General features: G+C 57.9%; 15 protein-coding genes and 2 pseudogenes. 10 read left to right on the top strand and 7 right to left on the bottom strand.

Annotated elements, in window-relative coordinates; all coding sequences use genetic code 11:
• Both BCA01S_RS32420 and BCA01S_RS37630 read left to right on the top strand, forming a co-directional pair.
• Positions 1-485 (top strand): integrase core domain-containing protein (locus BCA01S_RS32420; RefSeq protein WP_027780439.1); only part of this gene is annotated, 485 nt, incomplete at its 5' end.
• Positions 486-524: 39 nt separating this feature from the next.
• Positions 525-863, top strand: a pseudogene (locus tag BCA01S_RS37630) (IS30 family transposase); the annotation flags it as partial.
• Positions 864-1,234: 371 nt separating this feature from the next.
• Here the strand turns inward: BCA01S_RS37630 and BCA01S_RS35980 are convergent.
• The 4 genes and pseudogenes from BCA01S_RS35980 to BCA01S_RS35975 form a co-directional block, all read right to left on the bottom strand.
• Positions 1,235-2,064, bottom strand: a pseudogene (locus BCA01S_RS35980) (polysaccharide deacetylase family protein).
• Complete coding sequence (locus tag BCA01S_RS32410; protein WP_244145910.1) at positions 2,061-3,101, bottom strand: glycosyltransferase family 4 protein; 1,041 nt, start codon at positions 3,099-3,101, stop codon at positions 2,061-2,063. The pseudogene BCA01S_RS35980 and the gene BCA01S_RS32410 overlap by 4 nt, the downstream one beginning before the upstream one ends.
• Positions 3,067-3,570, bottom strand: a complete 504-nt coding sequence (locus BCA01S_RS39350) for a phage integrase Arm DNA-binding domain-containing protein (protein WP_084167064.1) — start codon at positions 3,568-3,570, stop codon at positions 3,067-3,069. The genes BCA01S_RS32410 and BCA01S_RS39350 overlap by 35 nt, the downstream gene beginning before the upstream one ends.
• Positions 3,506-3,721, bottom strand: coding sequence for an excisionase (locus BCA01S_RS35975; RefSeq protein WP_042320198.1), 216 nt, complete (start codon positions 3,719-3,721; stop codon positions 3,506-3,508). The genes BCA01S_RS39350 and BCA01S_RS35975 overlap by 65 nt, the downstream gene beginning before the upstream one ends.
• A gap of 112 nt (positions 3,722-3,833) precedes the next feature.
• Here BCA01S_RS35975 and BCA01S_RS32400 point away from each other — a divergent pair, with 112 nt between their 5' ends.
• Positions 3,834-4,124 carry a hypothetical protein gene (locus BCA01S_RS32400; protein WP_244145911.1) on the top strand — a complete coding sequence of 97 codons (291 nt, stop codon included), beginning with the start codon at positions 3,834-3,836 and terminating at the stop codon, positions 4,122-4,124.
• A gap of 89 nt (positions 4,125-4,213) precedes the next feature.
• Complete coding sequence (locus BCA01S_RS32395; protein WP_042320216.1) at positions 4,214-4,480, top strand: hypothetical protein; 267 nt, start codon at positions 4,214-4,216, stop codon at positions 4,478-4,480.
• 2 nt (positions 4,481-4,482) lie between these two features.
• Here BCA01S_RS32395 and BCA01S_RS39345 read toward each other — a convergent pair whose 3' ends face one another.
• Both BCA01S_RS39345 and BCA01S_RS32390 read right to left on the bottom strand, forming a co-directional pair.
• Positions 4,483-4,605, bottom strand: a complete 123-nt coding sequence (locus BCA01S_RS39345; RefSeq protein WP_255218493.1) for a tail protein X — start codon at positions 4,603-4,605, stop codon at positions 4,483-4,485.
• A gap of 62 nt (positions 4,606-4,667) precedes the next feature.
• Positions 4,668-5,012: a hypothetical protein gene (locus BCA01S_RS32390; protein WP_027780435.1), complete on the bottom strand. Its 345-nt coding sequence runs from the start codon at positions 5,010-5,012 to the stop codon at positions 4,668-4,670.
• 780 nt (positions 5,013-5,792) lie between these two features.
• On the opposite strand from BCA01S_RS32390, the gene BCA01S_RS32380 reads away from it, so the two are divergent.
• A complete protein-coding gene (locus tag BCA01S_RS32380) occupies positions 5,793-6,455 on the top strand; it encodes a hypothetical protein (protein ID WP_027780434.1) in 663 nt (220 codons plus the stop codon).
• A 459-nt stretch (positions 6,456-6,914) separates the two neighbouring features.
• Here the strand turns inward: BCA01S_RS32380 and BCA01S_RS32370 are convergent, their stop codons facing one another.
• Positions 6,915-7,751: a hypothetical protein gene (locus BCA01S_RS32370; protein WP_027780433.1), complete on the bottom strand. Its 837-nt coding sequence runs from the start codon at positions 7,749-7,751 to the stop codon at positions 6,915-6,917.
• A gap of 1,370 nt (positions 7,752-9,121) precedes the next feature.
• On the opposite strand from BCA01S_RS32370, the gene BCA01S_RS35970 reads away from it, so the two are divergent.
• From BCA01S_RS35970 to BCA01S_RS35955, 5 genes are all read left to right on the top strand, one after another.
• The gene (locus tag BCA01S_RS35970) at positions 9,122-9,829 is read left to right on the top strand and encodes a nuclease-related domain-containing protein (RefSeq protein ID WP_063831985.1); all 708 of its coding nucleotides are present in this window, start codon (positions 9,122-9,124) and stop codon (positions 9,827-9,829) included.
• Positions 9,830-10,924: 1,095 nt separating this feature from the next.
• Positions 10,925-11,395, top strand: coding sequence for a hypothetical protein (locus BCA01S_RS32360; RefSeq protein WP_156955157.1), 471 nt, complete (start codon positions 10,925-10,927; stop codon positions 11,393-11,395).
• Positions 11,396-12,092: 697 nt separating this feature from the next.
• Positions 12,093-13,190, top strand: a complete 1,098-nt coding sequence (locus tag BCA01S_RS35965) for an integrase domain-containing protein (protein WP_084167063.1) — start codon at positions 12,093-12,095, stop codon at positions 13,188-13,190.
• A gap of 9 nt (positions 13,191-13,199) precedes the next feature.
• The gene (locus tag BCA01S_RS35960) at positions 13,200-13,649 is read left to right on the top strand and encodes a hypothetical protein (RefSeq protein ID WP_244145912.1); all 450 of its coding nucleotides are present in this window, start codon (positions 13,200-13,202) and stop codon (positions 13,647-13,649) included.
• A gap of 122 nt (positions 13,650-13,771) precedes the next feature.
• Positions 13,772-14,458: a hypothetical protein gene (locus BCA01S_RS35955; protein WP_042320195.1), complete on the top strand. Its 687-nt coding sequence runs from the start codon at positions 13,772-13,774 to the stop codon at positions 14,456-14,458.
• Positions 14,459-15,202: the final 744 nt, after the last annotated feature.

The following is a 15,202-nucleotide window of genomic DNA, read 5'->3' as shown; positions in this document are numbered from 1 at the left end:
GGCCCGATCAGGTGATTCTGCATTCGGATAACGGCGGCCCGATGAAAGGCGCGACGATGCTCGCCACCCTCCAGGCGCTGGGTGTCATGCCGTCGTTGAGTCGTCCGGGTGTAAGCAACGACAACCCTTATTCCGAGTCGCTGTTCAAGACCCTGAAGTACCGCCCCGCTTACCCACTCAAGGCGTTCGACACCCTGTTTGCCGCACGCGCCTGGGTGGGCGCACTGGTGCGCTGGTACAACCACGAACATCGTCACAGTGCGATCCGGTTCGTGACGCCAGCGCAACGCCATGCGAATCTCGATCAGGACATCCTGGACCGACGCGCGGCGCTCTACGAGAGCGCCCGGCAGCGCAATCCGCTACGATGGAAACGCCGCAAGCGCAACTGGCAGCGTGTAGATGCAGTGCATCTGAACCCGGATCACATTGACAACCAGGGTGCCGCCCCACAACGCCCTAACCAGGAGAGAAAGGCCGCCTGAAATTTATTCGTTGAGGCGACAACTAGCTTGAAACTTTCCGCTGACATGCCTGTCCAGTTGTGGCGGTCATTGACTTGGGATCGTGGCAAGGAATTATCCGATCACGCCCGCTTTACCGTCGAGTCCGGGGTAAAGGTATTCTTCGCCGACCTGCACAGTCCATGGCGGCGCGGCACGAACGAAAACACGAATGGCCCTTTACGACAGTACTTTCCAAAGGGCACTGACCTAGCCCGGTGGAGTGGTCGAGAGATCCAGGCCGTTGCCAATGCACTGAATACCAGGCCCCGGAAAACGCTTGGGTGGAAGACTCCTGCCGAAGCGCTGGACGAATATCTAAAATCTGTTCAACAATCCGGTGTTGCGACGACCGGTTGAATCCGCCTTGTGCACGACGATCCATATGCCGGATACCGGTGCCGTCACCCTGGTCACCTTCTGCTGATCCTCACCTTCAGAGGTTCAAGGCCACGCGAACGTGCGTACGGGTCAGCAATCGCATCTGTCATATGCGTGAGTAGCGCTTTGGTATCGACATTTCCCCGTCGCCCGCAAGACCTTACCCAGCAAGCCTTGTTCAACGTTTGTTCAAAACCCTTCGCCTGACGAAGGCCCTACGGCCATGCATGCAACGGATTCTGCAGGCTTACGGATTGAGGTCCCGCTTGTTGGCGCTATTCAGTGCGATATATCGTTTTCGCGGCTCAGGCCACTCGCAGACGGCAAGTAATCGCGAGATTGTCGGTGCATCACCGTTTGATCCTGAGGTATGCCCGGCTGATTGCGGGACGGGTGTGAATCCACAGCCGCGAGGCGAGCCATGATGCTGAACGGTCGCGCACTTCTAACCGAGTAATCGAGCGAACTGCGCTGCCATCGTTTCCAGGGTAATTGGACCCCTTCTCGCATGTGTAGAAATGCCGGAATCCTGCCTGATAGGCGACACGTCGATAGTCATCGTCGTAATAGCCTTGGGGCCAGCACAAGTGATCGGAAATGGCTCCGAGCCGTGTTTCCAAGGTCGTGCGGGCATCGTGGAGATCGCGCTCGAGTCCCGCGCACTTCTCGTCTGCATTGAATGACACTTGATCCCATCTCACATGACTATGGGTATGGCTGTGAAATTCGAAGGTTCCCGCATCGCGCATCGCGTCGATTTCAGACCATCGGAGAATCGCGCGATCAGCTTCACCGTTTTCAATCGCGACTTCACCGGCTCGATGGTTGAGTAGTGGAGGCAACGTGCCGCCAGCGCCCGCATGGGCACGCGCCGGCCCTTCGCCGATCCAGCTCGTCACAAGAAAGCACAAAGCGGTCAAACCGTGTGCTTGAAGCACGGGATACGCATGAACCCAGTTGTCGAGATAGCCGTCGTCGAATGTCAGCATGACCGATTTCTCCGGCAACCCTCTCCCGCCAGATAGGCGGCTAGTTGCGTGCTGCCGATCGTCCTGTACTCCGCGTCTGCCAGATACGCCATTTGCGCAGCGAAGTTATCGGGCGACACCGTGATCATCCCCGGCGACGTGCTGATATGGTGGTACATCAGCACGGGCACTCCTTTGGCATGCCGGGTCATCCCGATGCTCCTCGCCGGCGGAATACGTGACGCTGGCGATCGATGCCGCGCAGGTATAGATCGATTGTCTCTCTCGCCATACCTTCTACCGTGAAGTTGTTGTCGGTCTTGATACGACCAGACAGTCCAAAGCGCGCGCGCAATGGTGCGTCGTCGACCAGACGCGTGAGCGCGGCGCGCAACGCGTCAATGTTGCGCGGGGGCACGAGCAAGCCGTTCACGCCCGAGTCGATCAACTCGGGAACCCCGTCGACGTCGGTGCCAACCACGGGCAGACCCATCGCCATCGCTTCGATAATCGCTTGGCCTAGCGCTTCCTGGTGAGTCGGGAGCACGAACAGATCACAGCCACGCAACACGTTGTTGATGTCCTTGCGGAAGCCCAGCAAATGAATCCGTTCTGACAAACCAAAGCCGTCGATCATCGCCTTCAGTTTGGCAAGTTCACCGCCCTCGCCAGCGATTACGACGTGAAAATGCGGTCGATCAATCATCATCGGTCTTACGGCCGCGATCAGGTCCTCGTGACCTTTTTTTTCGCGGAGCATCGCAACCACTCCAGCGATGACTGTGTCTGAATCGAGTCCGAGTTCGTCGCGGAGAGTCGAAAGCGTCAGCGGCTCCGGCTTAACAATGCCATCATAAATTGTATCGACGCGACTTTCCTGCACGCCGGCGGAAATCAGATAGTTGCGCACGTAGTGACTCACCGCCACAACGTGATGGGGAATCCAGTTGTACGTAACCAGCGATGTGATGGGCAACGCCAGATGCCGCGTTCGCACGATGAACGGCGTTCCCGCAAGACGTCCGGCCGCGCCTGCGACCAAGGTGTCATGGCCGCTATGCGTAATCAGCACATCGAAGTTATGTTGTTCGAGAAGCGTGCGGATTCTCAGCATGGAACGCACATCGGCGCCCCCGTGTATGGGCGCGTGATGCACTGTAAAGCCTTCCGCTTGAGAACGGATCCCCAGCATTGCATTGTCGGAACATACGAGTTCAACGGTGTGACCAAGCGCACGTAGTGCGATCATTTCCTTGAGTGTACGAACTTCCTGGCCGCCCCGCCTCGATCTTTTCGAGCATCTCGGCGATATGCTTCGTAGTGAGTTCAGCGCATCTGATCGTGCCGATTTCGTCGCGGATTGCGTTGTCGACATACTTGCGATGGCGAATCGTCTCAGGCTTCGCTCTCCAGGCCGGCATCTTGAGCAACAGGGCGGCGACGGTTTCCTTCGGCATGTTGAGCCGCTCGGCGAGCGTCGTCGTCGGCTTTAGGCTGAGAAGCGCGAGATTAGCCTCCAGCGCTTCATGTATCGCTTGGGCAAGCGGCATGCGTCCGAGGATGTGCGTCTCTTTGCTGATAGGGTCGCGCCACGTGTAATAGCCAAGGCGCGGCTCGTGGAGATTGTCGGGCCAGTTAGCGCGACGGCGGATTCTAGGACGTGCGGCCATATTTCTGTAAAACCCTTTGTGCGAGGGACAGGCGTGCGGTACCGTCATTAAAGACCGCGTTTTGGTCGACGTGATACGACAGGCCAACTTTGACCGGCGCTGGATAGATCTTTCCGGCATTGACCCACAGGCGAGCAGTGCGGATAGCGGGCGGCGGATCAAACTCACGCTTGAGCCATTCGTCGAGACGGATTTGCAATTTACACCCAGTGTTTGCGCGTGGTTTCAATCATTCGTTTTGCTGCTGCTTCAATCAAAGCTTCTACTAAAGTTCCTGGCGGGCCGGCCGTTATTGAAGTTCTCATCGCTTCATGTTTCCGTACGGTGAGATCTCTCGGATTGCTCTTGCCCCGTCCTCGTTGAGGTTCGGGGCCTTTTTCAGTGGCATTGACCACATGGACCTAAACCTCACCGTCGCGCAAGCAAAAGCAATCTTCGAATCCGCCTGCGCTGCAGCCGAAGTCAGCGTGGTTGCGCAGTTCGGAGAGTTCGACATATTTAAAAACAGGCACTGCGTCGCATACGACGCGGCGCTGTTCCTCGTGCTGGAAGAGCATTTCGGCGACATGACCTTGCCTGAACTTCTAAGCATCATCGGATGAGTCAGGAGATGCGGCGATAGCGATATAGGCCGCAAATGCTGAGATCGTGCTCACGCTACGATTCCTCGTAACTCACGATGGAGACGGACATGACTGCCTTGCATAAGGAGGTTAAAGTCCCACCGTATAAGATTGCTATTGACGCTGAACTCGAAAAGCGACGTGGAGCTCCTGGTCCAAGCGGCTGCTATTACGCCCGAGCAATGATCATGAGGCTTGACGGCGCACCTGTGTATAAAAACTTCGTCACGTATCAAATCGAGCGGGGGGATGTCTTCGGAGATCCCGAGAGAGCGTTCAAAGACGCCGAAGAGCGGGTTCGTGAAGCAATCGCGAACGGGTTTCCGGACAACTGAGCTCACTTCGCCTTTTCCTCCACCACGCCCGAAGCGGGAGCGACTGGCAAATGAAGCACCGTGCCGAGCGGGAAATATTCGTGAGGGAGCATGTCGGCGAAGTGCGGATTGGATTCGGAAGACACGCTTTATTTGACTTGACCTGTGCATCTCTCAAGCAGTGCCGGGTGTTCCGTCAGTGATATTCTCACACCATCCGAAAAAGCAGATCGACATGGCTAGAGGGCGCTCCGACGTCTTGCAGCGTCAGCTTCCTACGTAACCAAAAGTTCACTAGGAACTGGACGTGCTTGTGCTTCAGTGAGTATGGAGACTGCAAGGCGAAGCCGTTTTGTCGCAGTTCCTCAAATGACTTGCCGAGCGTCATCGTTCGGCACTTCTGCGTCTGCATCGAGAGCGTTTTCGGGCTCCCCGTTGCCGCGCTATTCGCACGGTCCACATTACGCTCGAGCAGCTCTTCGAGCACCGCCTTGAAGTCAGCGGGCAGCCGGTAATTGTCCAAGGCTTCGCGCACATCAAGAATTGTAGACATCTTCACCTCGTCCGTGTGTCGGGGAGCACATCAGTGCCCGCCATCATATGGGGCCGTCGCGGCCACCGAGTCCCTGCTTCCGGCGGCAATTTTCAGTCAGTCGTCCTTCGCGCCTGAGAGGGGGCAATCTGCCGCGACACAGCCTCCGCATCGGCTCAGGGTGAGTTATCGACTAACGAAAACGGCTCGTTTGGCGTGGCCGTAACCGATGTCGACGGCAGATGCCCGATACCTTCATTCACATTCTCCTGTTGGTTCAAACTGCTCGGCGTGCCGAGACTATCGTCCCGCAGCAGCCTGTTCAGAGCACTGCTGTGGCCAGCGTTGCCTGCGCGGCTGTATCACGTTGAGCCAAGGCGGTCGCAGGCCGTTGGCCGCGGCGAAGACAACACTGCTTGACCGACCAACTGTACAGATCTGATGAGGTTAATAGGGAAGCGAATGATCACTAATTTCGCCTGGCTTTCGGCGGAAGCAGCGAACATCCAAACGCGCGCGCATTCACGTTTTGTTGCGTTGAAGAGCAGAGGCAACGGGTTACGCATCGAAGGAATTTCTTCGCTGGATGCATGGGCGCGCTGCCTCGGTCGTTCGACGTTGCCTTGACATTCCGCCACGCATGGCACGCTGAAGCTATCCAGAGTCGTCGCTGCTCAGCGACGTGTTTGCCCCGCTGCGAAATGTGGCGCCACCGAAAGCTGCGCTGCGTTCTGAGGCGAGACGAGCGGGGCGAACTCACGCTGCCGTCTATCACCCCTTCAGTCAATCAACGGAGAACATATGAAACGGATAAAGTCGCTGCATCCTCTGGCCGGTAATAACGCAACCTCTGCCAACGCGTTGTGGAAGGATCCCAGTGCGGCCGCTGAAGGGTGGGACGCCGATCAAGCTCCGTGGAAGGAAAAGCGCCGTCGCGTGTGTTTGCCATTAACAAACCGTATCCGATCGCTACTGGATGGGATGACCGGGGATGCATGCGTCGTTCGCCTCGGAGTGCTACTGGAGCATGCCCCTGACACGCGCAACCCGGTGACCTGGGTAGACTGCCTGGCTATATCGGCATTTGGCGTGTTTGCCATCGATCAGTACGAGTGGATCGGCAAAGTCGCGCGCTCTGCAAACGAGGAGGAGCTCCTTCTGCATGAGAGGCCCGGTGTGGTCTGCGTTCAAACCTCTCCATTGCGCAGAGCAAAGCCCGTATTACGCCATTTGCGAGGGGTACTCGGACAGTTCCTGTGTCCGGTCGAAAGCATCGCCGTCTTCGCCGACTCCGACTGCGCTCGCGATCCAACGTTGCCGGAAAACATGCTTCAAGGCGGTGAGTTACGTCATTTCATGCGCACGCGCCTAAACCGCTTTCGTTGCAGCCACTCTCGGTATCTCGATCCTCGAAGGATCGCGGCGCATCTGCAGTCGCACAGCCCGGACTGGGGCCAAGGTTGATACTTGCCCTCGTCGATGTTCACTTGCTGAGACCGTCGCCAACGGCGCGGACAGACGCGGGCAACCACTGAAGTGCGCGTCGCCTGCCGGTGGGCTCTCCTATCAGACAGTACGGGTTCACTATCCGCGAGCGCCGATGGCCCGGGTGCGCCCGACAAGCGCAACGGGACTACTCGGTCGACGGCAGCGCCGAATTCAAGCCCGAGGTCATGTTTGACGACGGTCACTCGATCTGGATGCGCATGCCCGCGAAATCGCAAACGTGGCCGGTGCCGATGTACAAGGACCACGGCGATCGCGTCGTCGGGAATTTCATCGCCGAGCTGATTCCCTTATTTCCAGCGGCTGGCCGACAAGAGTGTTCTCGTTTCCGTAAAGGATGAGGTGAGGGTGGTGCGTGGACGCCGGCGCGTGTCGGAGTGTTCTGACTGTAGCCAAAAAAAGCCTAACGGTTGGCCTTCACTCAATGCCAAACCTGGTCTTCAGCATTTCAATCATGAACTCGAGCGCCTCTACGCTGTTAGCGTCCGACTCTTGAAGGTGCAATTCAACGATCAGGCGGCGCTTTGCATTCTTTCCTGGCGCTTTCCTAACCCTCACGTTGACGCCGGGTATATCGATACCCGCAAGGCGGTTCAGGATCAGTTGGGGTGACGGCCTACGCGGCGAGCGGCCCGCCTCGGCTGCGAGCGCGCGAACATTATTCACCCCCCGCAGCGCTATCAGCCTCACTATTTCCTTGCCGGCCGCGAAAGTTAGATTGTCACCCGGAAAAAGCATTTTCACCTCAGCTGGCAACGCCTTCTCAATGGTGATTGCCTCGCTAAGCCGGGATTGCGGTATGCCCATATGTGCCGCCGCGACGCCTTTGCTCGGGAATTTGCCTTTTAGGTAATACGCTGCAATGGCGAGCGGCGCGTTCAATCCCGGAGGGGCCGCTCGTGAGCTTACTTCGCCGCCCGATCGCAAGGCACGCAAAATATCCCTCGCGTCCATTCCAGTTGTGTCAATCTCTGCGGCGCTTGCAGCGAGCAGGCTTTCTCCACGCTGACTTGCCAGTCTTAGGAGCGCGCGCGCGTTTCCACTGCTCAAGCCGGCTTTGTCGAACAGTCCTGTAAGCACCCTAGGCAACCGCGAGACGGCCAGAGCCTCGGCGATCCTCGGTGGCGCCAGGTTCGTCTCGAACAACCTGGACAGCTTGGCTGCTGCCTGACGATATGTGTTCCATTGCGTTCCCACGCCGGCCTTATAAATCGCTGCTAGCCTCAATGCATCGTCGACGACTTTTTCCGTCATTGAAACGTCTCAATAAAATCGTTGGGAGAAGCACAGCCAGCAAGCCACCGTCGAAGGTCTCCACCTAGAAACCGAAAGGTGCACCCCTACGGTTGCTTTAGAACCCGGCCAATCGCTTCCGCGTCTGCAACCGCTACTGCGCCGTTGCACCGCGCGTTATCCGCCGCAGTTCACGGCTTTTTAACCATGGTTAATTTTTTTGCTCGCGTCGCCCGCGCAACCGACTGTTTTCAAACAGGAAAAAAGCAAGCTATTTTGTTCCAGGAATGTAAATTTGTAAAAAAATTCGGAACAGACCGTAAACGATACACCGCAGCACGCTCAACGGAACGCCGGAAGGGTGCCGATTTCGATCCTCTTTACGGCGGAGATGCCTAACCATGGTTAAAGTTTTCGAAGCCGGCGACGGAACTGCGAACTGTCGTGACCACAAAGGCGCTCAAATCTATGTGCCTTTTCCCTCAAAACCCTTGTTAGAGATCGTTTCAATGGTACCCATTCATCAAGGGTTGCCATGTGCATTTTCAGGAACAAGCGGCAGGCCGCGCTATCCACGGCCCCCGGCATGTATGCCGAGGAAGATCCATCGAAAGTCATTTACGAGGCGAGCACGCGGCTGAAGGTCGAGAGCAACCGCTCGATGCTCATTGCCTTCGCCTGTGCTGGGGTCGCAACCGGTGCCGTCTGGACACGGCAGCCGCCGCCTTCCGACTATCCGTCGTGCCCACCGTGTTCCTTTCAGCTGTTGCCATGGCTTCACGGACCGTTTGCGGACTCAACGATTGGTAACCTTGGGAGAGGGCGCGAAATTTGTCCACAGATAGGCGTTCGCCATTCTTGCCCGGCTACCCCTGTTGCTTCGGCGACGCACTGCGTCGCATTCTTCGTGAATCTCGACCCGCTGACCCGCCCAACCGTCTGTTGCAGGGGTAGCGCCCGTCGCGACGTCGGCGCGTCAAGCGGTACGGCGGTCCGACTACCTTGGGTCCGTCGAGCTGCGGCTACTGGAACGATAGGTGTGTCGATGCGTGGAGGCGGCTCCCCTCGATCGAGAACCTTCTCGGCTGTAGTTCGTCTTTTCTACCGGTTTCGCAACGTGGACCTCTTGGTGGCGGGATTTGCGACTTCAGTCGTCGCGAACCGCGCTGCTCGTCACCATGTCGTCGCTCGCTGGTGGGACACAAGACCGTCGTGCTCTTGGCCACCTGCTCAACGTCGTTTAAGTGCGACCCAGTATGTGAGCGATAAAGCTGTAAGTGCGTCCAGTTTGAAGCAGCTTGCCGCTGCGGCCAGCGTTTTTCTGACGATCCTTGACTTCGGCTAGAGCCCGGTACGCTGGTTTCACCCATCTAACGAAAGGAGAAGCCGAAATGCTTATAGAACTGCTCGCGTTTGGCGCCACATTGCTGTGGGCGTACCAGGGCCACAATGAAGAGCTGTCCAGCGAGAAGGCTCTTTCAGGGGCGCGATGGATGGATCGTGCAGGGCGCGGCGAGGAAGGGGAACAACTCGTATCTGCTGATCTTCAGCGACACCTCGTGCGCCTGTGTGGCGATGACTGGCTGATCTTCAATGGCCTCATTCTTGTTCACGCGCCCGATAGTGCGTTTCCAACCGTCGAGATTGATCACCTGGCGATCACCCCGTTCGGCATCTTCGTGATTGAGACGAAGCACTGGGGTGGCGCGGTTACGCGTGGTGAAACCGATGCAACGTTGATCCTTTCGACGCCTGACGGGCAGCGGCACTTTCGCACTTCCCCAATGAAGCAAAATGGGCGAAAGGTTCGATTTCTCAAAAGCTTGATCCCTCCGAGGCTCTGGCTCGTTGAAGGACTTGGCGTGTTTTCCAATGACGCGACCACGCTGGCCCCTATGCTTCCAACGGCACTGCTTGAGCGCGGCGAACTTTATCGGCACTTGAGGATACGCCAGCAGCAGTTTGCGCGGACGGGAATCGCTCTACTGCCTGTGCAAAAGATCGCGGACGCGGTACTTCGGCATGCTGATACGCGAGCCGAGGCTTTCGCTGAGCATCGGCAACGCATCCGGGACGCCCGTGCAGCTGAACAGGAATGATGCTGTGACCGGTATGGGCTTCGAACGCCAGCGCAGGCAGTAAGCGCGATCATCCTCAAAGCCGATCCGTCGCCTGCAAGTCGCTTGCATCGCAGCCCTTCCTCTCCGGGGCGCGACGAGAGAAGCCTTACAGGAATGCAAAGCGAGGGGAGATCGCGCAACATGCTGTTCGACGTCTCTTGTGTCGCTGCGCCTCCATTGGCGCCGCCTCCGTGGCGGCCCGGATGGAACAGCGATGCCACCCAGAGCAACATCGAGCGCTGCAACGGTACATCGTACGGTCGAGATCGTGCCGTTAACCAGCGCTGCACCCATTGCCAATCAGAGGCTTCGCCCCGATTCCAACGCTGCCCACAATGCCGTCAATCCTGGCTAAGCAAAAGTGGCGGGAAGGCGAAAGGTGGCGGTAAGCAGACACCTTGAGAGACATACCGTAACCGAGATCATTCGGCGGTTAGACCCGTAACGCGTTACACGCTACGACCCTCGTCCGCGTGTGAACCGGCGAAGCGAGCGTGCTATTGAGGAATAACGAAACGGAAGTGCGCGAGTCGTTCACAGCTCTATCAACGGAAACTGCCGATAAGCCGGATAGACATGGGGGAAAAGACGGGGTCACAACGCTGCCGTCGACATGAGAGAGTGCATCAGCCATGTCGGTGCTGTTCTGCGAGTGCGCGTGAGCGCTAGAGAATGCTCTCGAACGCTCATGTGATGGCTCGCCCTGCCGCCCGCAGGTGCCGGGCTCGACTGCCGAGAAAAAAGCTGCAGCGAAAGACCCCCGCTTTTTGTGATCTTTCGCCGCCACCATGCCCTTGCCGACCGCTATAGTCACTTCATCCCCCGCGTTTTCAACGCATCGACAAGACGAATCGAAAGATTCCTTCGAACTTCCTTTTTCTCTATCCACGATGCCAGTTGCGGCAGCCCGCCTGCCAATTCTGGTTTTTCGCCTGGACGATCAGCCCGGCATTCGTCGCCGCCGGGGCTGACCTTATCTCCTTTTACAACGTAGCCGAACGGAACCTGTCCATTGGGCGATCAATGTTGTGCCGGAGATTCCCCTTGACCACCTTTTTCCTTAATGGAGCTGTCATGAAACTTGTAAATGTTGAAGTCTCTTATGAGGGTGGCACCGTATTGGCCGACCGCGTGTTGCTTGACGTCGATTCAGCGCAAGTAACCTTGCCGCCGCGGCTTGCATCCCTTATGGAGGTCCTGGATGGTTGCGATCAGATGAAATCGTTTGTCGTCGATTGCGGCGGCACGCGGTACCTGGTGAAACATGAATCAGGGCGAGGGCACTTCGTTGACTTCAGTACGCCGCGCCGCCGCGGCTTCTCTGCTGGCGCTATGCAGCTCTTTTCACCTTCGCCCGCACAACAGCGGCTCAACGGGCGCTTCGCTCATATGCTTAGCGCGATGGCGCTCATTGCAGCGTGTTTTGAGGTAGCCACCACGCACGCTTTCAACTGGCATTCTCTACTTGAACCTATTTGTCTGGGTGTATTGTCGATCGCGCTCTTTTTAGTCGGGCATCGTTGCTTCGCTGCCCGTTGCCTTTGAGCATGCGTTGCGCCGCCGCCCAAGCGGTGCAACGCCTTATGTCCGATGCCAGTAAGCGGTAACTGTCGGAGGAAAGTCTGTGGTGCCGGCTCCTTCGGGAGCCACACCATTAGACAATGTTCCCCTTGTGTGTGATTCCGACCTGGCGCGCTATTCTCAGGCGCGCTAGACAGGGCGCAACCAACGCCAGACGATGTTCTGATATCGGGGCAAGCGCTCTGGCAACCGGTGGCTGCGATGTTCTGCATCGTGGTGGCTCATCTGCAGTGTGGCATCCCCGACACCGGCTCCCCTCAAAAATGCCTTGCGGCCGCCTGCAGCAATATGGCGACGTAAGCGCGGCTAATGCGATCCCGCTCTTCCACGCTGGTCGCCGTACTCGTGTCTCCCTGCAGCACAGACACACGGGCCACCTGTTGCCTCCTCAGACGCGCCACCAAGGCGGCAGTCGCCATCCACTTCCGTTACCTCGCAAAGAAGGCCCATCCGTCACGGATCCCACAGCTCAACGCATTACCGGCCCTCACTGCGAACCAAAAGTCGACCTATGCGCGTGGCTCACCCCGGTCCAGCGCAGTCATTTCAGGCAGTCCCATCAGAGGCGACGTGCCGGACAAGAACCGTCATTCCGGGGACCTGTTCGCGTCACGCGCACGCGATCAGGGGTTGGTATGCGCGTACACCGAGGAGTCTGACGATGAGCATGATGTCAAAAGCGGTACACGATGCAGCGGTAAGCAGCAGAAAAGCGGGGGGCAGCTTCGCAACACAGCAGAACAGGCGGCTGGATACGACAGGGCTATTGCGCTTCGCCCGGCAGGTGGGCGAGATGCGTAAATCCATCACTGAGATTCCTCCATGGGTAATTCACGCCTATGCGCAATACAACATTGCCCAAGGCAAAGCAGCGGGCACGCTCGCCAATATTTTTTCGGCCATCCGTGTGACGTCTCGCCATGCGGGTCGCGACATAGACGAGATCTGCAGTAATGAAAGGCTCGAACTCGGTCGACGGGTCAGGATAGGAGCGAAGCGGGCAATGACAGCCGCGGAAGTTGACGAACTGCTCGCGCGGGCGAGAAGGTTGGATACGGGATTGGTGCACATGATCTCGCTGGCCCTTCATCTCGGCCTGCGGCGAAAGGAGGCGCTTATGTGCGCACCGGATCTGCAGATGTGGCTTGATGGCCTATCGCGCGGTGACGCGACACTTGCCCTCATGCGGGGCTCGAAAAACGCAAGGCCACGGCAAGTGCGGATCATCGCGAGCGAACGCGAGCGAACGACCAGAGCCGTTCGTGCAGCTCTCGCCTATAGTCTCGAGCACGACCTTAAACTGGTCACAGGACGACAGAAGACGCTCAAGTCGTCGATGAACCGGATGACAGCCTTGCTTCGTCGCGCGGGCATGACGGGAACACTCAGCTTTCATTCGCTTCGCTACACCTATGCGCTCAAGAGTGCATTGGAGATGCTTGAGGCGGGAATGGCTCCCTATGAGGTTCTCGTTGAACTGAGCGAGTCACTCGGGCATGGGCCCACACGCGTGCAGATGATCCTGGCGCACTACTGTCAACCCATCAGGGACAGGTTTGAAAACCACGTATCAGGGCATCACATCGAGGCGGAACGTCGGCGCAAGCCCTCACCGTTGCCACGTGCCCAGGCGCGTTTACTGGCGAAGCATCGACACGGCGCGTTGAGCGGCTATCCGATTGGCCGGACGGATAATTTATGGTCCACGGCAGGTGCACCGTTACCGACCTCAACCGCAGAACAAGATTTGCAACCGTGAGGAATTTCCATGTCTGAAGGTGTGCTGGCTAGTCAGGCAAAACGTCGAGCTGAAGAAATCGGATTGAATGAATTCATGCGCTCGATTGCGAGTGCCGTGTGGAGCGCGTTCGAAGGATTTTTGCCTGCGGGTTCGACATGTCTCGCGCGGCTGCAAGACGTTGACGTAGAGCTGGTCAGACGCTTCATTGCGTCGCGAGCGCAGGAGTACACCGATGTGGAAGAACTGCTGCTGGAGCTTACCTGTATGAGGTTGACGCTTTTAGCGGCGGGTTTCCATCATAGGCAACTGAGCGCGCTAACGGTTCGGGTCAAACGCGAACGGCTGCCAAATGACGCGAATGGCAAGTACCGGTTTACGAAAAAGCTGTGCAACCCCGGTTCCTGTGCTCCAGTAGCGCCTGCTACCAGTCCCCGGACTGTGCCGCGTGATGCAGCCACGGTTCGTGACATCCGATGAATTCCTCGACCTCGTTCCGCCGATCCGACTCAACGAGTCGTCTTCGCGTTCGCCTCCGTGTCGCACGTTCGTCCTTGCCCGCGAACACCGGGCGCATGACTGGTTCATTACAAGGAAAGAGCATGACAATCCACTATGACTACCGGTACGTTATCGCCTGCAGCGGCTTGCCCGAACAGTTCCGGCGGGACTTGCGCGGGCTCGCCAGCGGCAGGATCACCACAACCTACGATTACCGCACCCGGATAAAGGAAAGAGTGTCACCGGAAGCGCAATGCCGACGGATCGCTGAAATAGCTGAAGGGTTTGAGGCACTGCATAGTAGCGGCTACGCCCTGCATAGTCCGTGGGACTTCAGGGGCAAGCATCTGCAACTTCTTATAGACCGGTGGTCCGCGCAGCACATGACGCCCGGAGAGCGTGCCGAGCGGTGCGAGCACTGGTGCCAGTGTCTGCTGTGGATCCGCAAGCGGCAGCTCATTAGCTTGCTTAACGCTTGGATAAGGACACGGGCCTCGCCGCGCGAGAACGACAGTCGTCGTTGTACGCATGTAGTTGGCTATGTGCGGCCTGCCATCCCTATACTCACGCGCGAAAAAGTCTTGGAGGTTCTGACCGAACAGCGCGGCAGTCTGCGGAGGGCCGCGCGCGCTTTAGGGACAACCACGCATTCGATCTGTGAGGTCCTGCGCGAAGGTCGATCGCCCGAAACGCAGCTTCCGCCCGGGCTGACCATCTTGCCCGGAGGTTCACTCCCTGTAGCCGGCGATTGTCGTGCAGCACCGGCACACGTCAACATTGTCGTGTGATGACGCCAAAAAGGGAGTTTGGTCGGGGGGCTGGCTACAACAGGAGCACTAGTTACTGCGAAATGAGGTGCCGAAGGCATAGAGGTATCGGGGCTTCTCGGGTGTCCTCAGGTACATAACGACGCGTGAGCGACGCCTGCCAGCAGATGTCCGGTTGAAATTTGCGAATTCTGGCTGATTGGCTTGCTTTTCGGATTTCGCAAATCACTTCATTTTGCTTGAGAGATCATGAGGTTACGGAACATCGGCCGCAACGTTAGGACCCGTAACGCGTAATCGATGTTTTCTGGATATCGGCTGAGCGCGGAGCGATGTGGCGAACTGCGTGGCAGGAATGGGTCAACTTCGCACGCGAAGACGGCCGGACGATTCGGGCGAGAGCGTTAGCGCTACCACGATTCTTGCAACGGCAGGTCGAGTTTGACGCTCCGTCCTTGAGCTGGGAACGCTGCTGAACGTCGGAATCGCCTGCGCTGGCCGCGGTGCAGAAGGGGCGGAAACGCACCAACGCCGCGCCCGCATGGCTGGATTTTTCGCGCGCAGGTCGCTTGCGTTGTCGCGCCACGCTCCCCTGTTGCGCCACCTTGGTGGACCCCAGTTGTGATAAGCGGCAGTTCAACGCATATCGACAGGCAAACAACCTTCTCCCGTCAGAAAAGACAGGTCACCTTCGTGCCAGGCGAGCGGCGCGCCGCGCATACCGTTTGGTCCCGGCGAAAGAGGCTATTTGTTGGAAGATGAGAC

It is taken from the genome of Paraburkholderia caledonica NBRC 102488, assembly GCF_000685095.1.
In the GTDB taxonomy this organism is placed as follows: domain Bacteria; phylum Pseudomonadota; class Gammaproteobacteria; order Burkholderiales; family Burkholderiaceae; genus Paraburkholderia; species Paraburkholderia caledonica.
The sequence above is the reverse complement of the archived record's forward strand: the minus strand, read 5'-3'. Positions and strand labels throughout refer to the sequence as shown.

Excerpts from the sequence above, each read along its gene's own strand:
- BCA01S_RS32410 (WP_244145910.1), bottom strand. The coding sequence starts at position 3,101 with ATGATCGCACTACGTGCGCTTGGTCACACCGTTGAACTCGTATGTTCC.
- BCA01S_RS39350 (WP_084167064.1), bottom strand. The coding sequence starts at position 3,570 with ATGACGGTACCGCACGCCTGTCCCTCGCACAAAGGGTTTTACAGAAAT.
- BCA01S_RS32400 (WP_244145911.1), top strand. The coding sequence starts at position 3,834 with ATGTTTCCGTACGGTGAGATCTCTCGGATTGCTCTTGCCCCGTCCTCG.
- BCA01S_RS32395 (WP_042320216.1), top strand. The coding sequence starts at position 4,214 with ATGACTGCCTTGCATAAGGAGGTTAAAGTCCCACCGTATAAGATTGCT.
- BCA01S_RS32390 (WP_027780435.1), bottom strand. The coding sequence starts at position 5,012 with ATGTCTACAATTCTTGATGTGCGCGAAGCCTTGGACAATTACCGGCTG.
- BCA01S_RS32380 (WP_027780434.1), top strand. The coding sequence starts at position 5,793 with ATGAAACGGATAAAGTCGCTGCATCCTCTGGCCGGTAATAACGCAACC.
- BCA01S_RS32370 (WP_027780433.1), bottom strand. The coding sequence starts at position 7,751 with ATGACGGAAAAAGTCGTCGACGATGCATTGAGGCTAGCAGCGATTTAT.
- BCA01S_RS35970 (WP_063831985.1), top strand. The coding sequence starts at position 9,122 with ATGCTTATAGAACTGCTCGCGTTTGGCGCCACATTGCTGTGGGCGTAC.
- BCA01S_RS32360 (WP_156955157.1), top strand. The coding sequence starts at position 10,925 with ATGAAACTTGTAAATGTTGAAGTCTCTTATGAGGGTGGCACCGTATTG.
- BCA01S_RS35965 (WP_084167063.1), top strand. The coding sequence starts at position 12,093 with ATGAGCATGATGTCAAAAGCGGTACACGATGCAGCGGTAAGCAGCAGA.
- BCA01S_RS35960 (WP_244145912.1), top strand. The coding sequence starts at position 13,200 with ATGTCTGAAGGTGTGCTGGCTAGTCAGGCAAAACGTCGAGCTGAAGAA.
- BCA01S_RS35955 (WP_042320195.1), top strand. The coding sequence starts at position 13,772 with ATGACAATCCACTATGACTACCGGTACGTTATCGCCTGCAGCGGCTTG.